This is a genomic window from Kitasatospora sp. NPDC057738, assembly GCF_042798815.1.
In the GTDB taxonomy this organism is placed as follows: Bacteria; Actinomycetota; Actinomycetes; order Streptomycetales; family Streptomycetaceae; genus Kitasatospora; species Kitasatospora lactacystinica.
This window is the reverse complement of sequence record NZ_JBHVJT010000125.1, coordinates 1-4,155: the sequence shown is the minus strand read 5'-3', so window position 1 is coordinate 4,155 and position 4,155 is coordinate 1. Positions and strand designations below refer to the sequence as shown.

Genomic DNA, 4,155 nt, shown 5'->3' with positions numbered 1-4,155 from the left:
ACCCCCCCAGCCGAGCTTTTTCTCTGTTTGACGACTTAGGGTCTTCTCCCCCTCTCTTTGGGTTTTTTCTGCTGTTCTCCCCTTCCCCCTCCCCCCCCAGGCCGGCCTCCAAGGAGACCCCGGGGCGCAGCCGCGCTGCGGGCCTCGGTCACCGGCTGCCGCAGGCTCTTCGCCTCCGTCGCCGCCTGGACGCTCCTCATCCCCTCACCGCTCCGCGACGTGCCCGCTCCCCGTGCCCGCACCGTGTCGCGGCCTGCGATATCGGGACGCTATGCGACTTGGGCAAGATCGGCGTCGCACGTCCGGTGGCGGTACACGCCGGGCATGACGAAGGCGTCCCGGTCGGCGCGCGACCCGTGGGAGCGGGCGCCCCGCCACGGTCCGGCGACTGGTGGTCCTGATCGCCGTGAAGGAGTCCGAAGTCACGATGACGCACCCCGACGGTACGGAAGCACCGCTGCTGTGGACACTGGCCGGCAGCGGCAAGGAGTCGCTGGCGGCCGGCGCGCGCGGCCTGCACGCGTACCTGGCCGGTCGTGACGACTGGAGCCCCCAGGACATCGCGTTCGCCCTCGCGCGCACCGCTTCCGAGGGGAGCCGGCGGGCGGCAGTGGTGGCGGACGGCCGGGACGGATTCCTGCAGCGGCTGGACGCGCTCGCCGACGGCAGGAGCATGCCCGGCCTGCTGGAGGGCGCCGCAGGGGCAGGCGGGCGGGTCGCCTTCGTGTTTCCCGGGCAGGGCGCGCAATGGCCCCGGATGGCGGTGGACCTGCTGGACACCTCCACGGTGTTCCGCGACCGGATGGACGCGTGCGCGCAGGCCCTGGAACCGTTCGTCGACTGGTCGCCGATCGACGTGCTCCGCGACCCGGACGCGTCGGGCGCACCCGCCGGGGACCGGGCCGACGTGGTGCAGCCCCTGCTGTTCGCCGTGACGGTGTCGCTCGCCGCGCTGTGGCGCTCCCACGGCGTGGAACCGGCCGCAGTGCTCGGGCACAGCGTCGGCGAGGTCACCGCCGCCGCGGTCTGCGGCGCGCTGTCCCTGGACGACTCCGCGCGGGTGGTGGCCCTGTGGAGTCAGGCCCAGGCGACCCTGGCCGGGCAGGGCGACATGGTCTCCGTCATGGCCCCGGCCGGCGAGGTCGAGCCGCGGCTGCGCCGCTGGGACGGCCGCCTCGTCGTCGCCGCGCACAACGGCCCGCGGTCCGTGATCGTCTCCGGCGACCGCGACGCCGCGGCCGAACTCCTCGCCGACCTGGCCGCGGACGCGGTGCACGCACGGCGGATCGCGGTGGGCCTGGCCGCCCATTCCCCCCACATCGACGCGATCGTCCCCCGGATGCGCGCCGACCTCGCACCGATCCGCCCCCGCACACCGCATCTGCCCTACTACTCCGGACTGACCGGGGGACGACTGGACGTCCCGGTCCTGGACGCCGACTACTGGTGCCGCAACCTGCGCAACACGGTCAGGTTCCACCAGGCGGCCGGGGCCCTGCTGCGGGACGGGTACGGGGTCCTGCTGGAGGTCAGCCCGCACACCGTGCTGACCTCTGCCCTCGCGGACTGCGTGGAGGAACACGGCGCGCAGGCCGCCGTCCTCGGGACGCTGCGCCGCGACCAGGGCGGTCCGGGCCGGTTCCTGACCTCGCTCGGTGACCTGTACGTGCACGGGGTCACCCCGGACCGGGAAGCGCTGTTCGCCGGGCAGCACGCCCGGGTGCGGGAACTGCCGGCGGCTGCCCTGGCGGCGCTCGCGGAGCCCGGCCCGGCGGACGCGAACGGGCCCGGCGGCGCGGGCGGCGCGGGTGGTGACCGGGATGCCGGCGCCGCGTTCCGCGCGGAGCTGGCCGGATCGGACGTACCGGAGCGGCGTGCCGCGCTGGCACGGCTGGTGGGCGAGGAGATCGCCGCGCTGACCGGGCGGTCCGATCCGGTCCCCGCCGACCTGGCCTTCCTCGACCTGGGATTCGACTCCGTCACCGCCGTGGAGCTGCGCAACCGGCTGAGTGCGGCGACGGCGCTGCGCATCCCGGCGACGGTTGTCTTCGACTGCCCGACCCCGGCGGCCCTGACCGCGTACCTCTGCGCCGAGATCGGCGGCGACCGGCCCGACAGCAACACGGACGCGGACGAGCCGGTGCGGCGGGCCGAGGACGACGACCCCGTGGTGATCGTCGGCATGGGCTGCCGCTACCCCGGCGGTGTCGGCAGCCCCGACGAACTCTGGGAGCTGGTGTCGGCAGGTGCCGACGCCGTCTCCGCGCTGCCCGACGACCGCGGTTGGGACACCGCCGGACGGTACGACCCCGCACCGGGGACGCCGGGCCGGTACTACCAGCGAGAGGCGGGTTCGCTCGCCGGTGCGGCGGACTTCGACGCGGAGTTCTTCGGCATCTCGCCGCGCGAGGCGGCGGCGATGGACCCGCAGCAGCGGCTGCTGCTGGAGACGACCTGGGAAGTGCTGGAGCGGGCCGGGATCGACCCGGCCACCCTGCGGCGGACTCCGACGGGCGTCTACGTCGGGGCGATGACCATGGACTACGGGCCCACTCTCGAACAGGGCGCCGACGAGGGCGGCCACCTGCTGACCGGCAACACCGGAAGCGTCGCTTCGGGCCGACTGGCCTACACCCTCGGTCTGGAGGGAGCGGCGGTCACCGTCGACACGGCCTGCTCGTCCTCGCTGGTGGCCCTGCACCTCGCGGTACGGGCGCTGCGGTCGGGTGAGTGCTCGCTGGCGCTGGCGGGCGGCGCGACCGTGATGTCCACGGTCGGCATGTTCGTGGAGTTCAGCCGTCAGGGCGGTCTGGCCCCGGACGGCCGCTGCAAGGCCTTCGCGGCAGCCGCCGACGGTTTCGGCCTGGCCGAGGGCGTGGGGATGCTGCTGGTGGAGCGGTTGTCGGACGCGCGGCGCAACGGGCATCCGGTGCTGGCGGTGATCCGTGGCTCGGCGGTGAATCAGGACGGTGCGAGCAACGGTCTGACGGCGCCGAACGGTCCGTCGCAGCAGCGGGTGATCCGTGCGGCGCTGGCGGACGCGGGGCTGGTGGCGTCGGACGTGGACGTGGTGGAGGCGCACGGTACGGGGACGCGGCTGGGCGACCCGATCGAGGCGCAGGCGCTGCTGGCGACGTACGGGCAGGACCGTCCGGCGGACCGTCCGGTGTGGATCGGCTCGCTGAAGTCGAACATCGGCCATTCCCAGGCCGCGGCGGGGGTGGGCGGCGTCATCAAGTCGGTGCTCGCCCTGCGGCACGGGGTGATGCCGAAGACGCTGCACGTGGACGGTCCGACGCCCGAGGTGGACTGGTCGGCGGGGGCCGGGCGGTTGCTGACGGAGGCCCGTGCGTGGGACGACACGGGCCGTCCGCGCCGGGCGGGTGTGTCCTCCTTCGGCATCAGCGGGACCAATGCTCACGTGATCCTGGAGTCGGCGCCGGCCGAGGCTCCGGCCGGGGCGGTGGAGGGTGCCCGGCGTCCTGGGCCGGTGGTGTGGCCGGTGTCGGCGCGCAGTGCGGAGGCCCTGCGGGCGCAGGCGGGGGCGTTGGCGGCGCGGGTGGTGGCGGAGCCCGGGCTCGACACGGCGGACGTGGGTCATTCGCTGGCGGTGGGGCGTGCGTCCTTCGAGCACCGTGCCGTGGTGGTGGGCGGGGACCGGAGCGAGTTGCTCGACGGCGTGAAGGCGCTGGCGGATGGGCGTTTGGCACCGGGGTCGGTGTCCGGCGGCGGGTTGGTTTCCGGTCGTTCGGTGTTGGTGTTCCCGGGTCAGGGTTCGCAGTGGGTGGGGATGGCCGCGGAGCTGTTGGCCGAATCGGCTGTGTTCGCGGGGCGGATGGCCGAGTGCGAGCGGGCGCTGGCGCCTTACGTGGACTGGTCGTTGGCGGAGGCGCTGGGTTCGGAGGTGCTGCTGGCGCGGGTCGATGTGGTGCAGCCGGTGCTGTGGTCGGTGATGGTGTCGCTGGCGGAGGTGTGGCGCTCGTTCGGTGTGGTTCCGGACGCGGTGGTGGGCCACTCGCAGGGCGAGATCGCCGCGGCCGTGGTGGCGGGTGGTCTGAGCATCGACGACGGGGCGCGGGTGGTGGCGTTGCGTTCCCGTGCGGTGGGTGCGTTGGCGGGCCGTGGCGGGATGGCGTCGGTGCCCCTGCCGGTGGA

General features: G+C 74.3%; 1 protein-coding gene. It reads left to right on the top strand.

Annotated features, from left to right (window positions below):
- Positions 1 to 427: 427 nt before the first annotated feature.
- On the top strand, positions 428 to 4,155 hold a 3,728-nt coding region (locus ACFVGO_RS37950), incomplete at its 3' end, for an acyltransferase domain-containing protein (protein WP_380636743.1).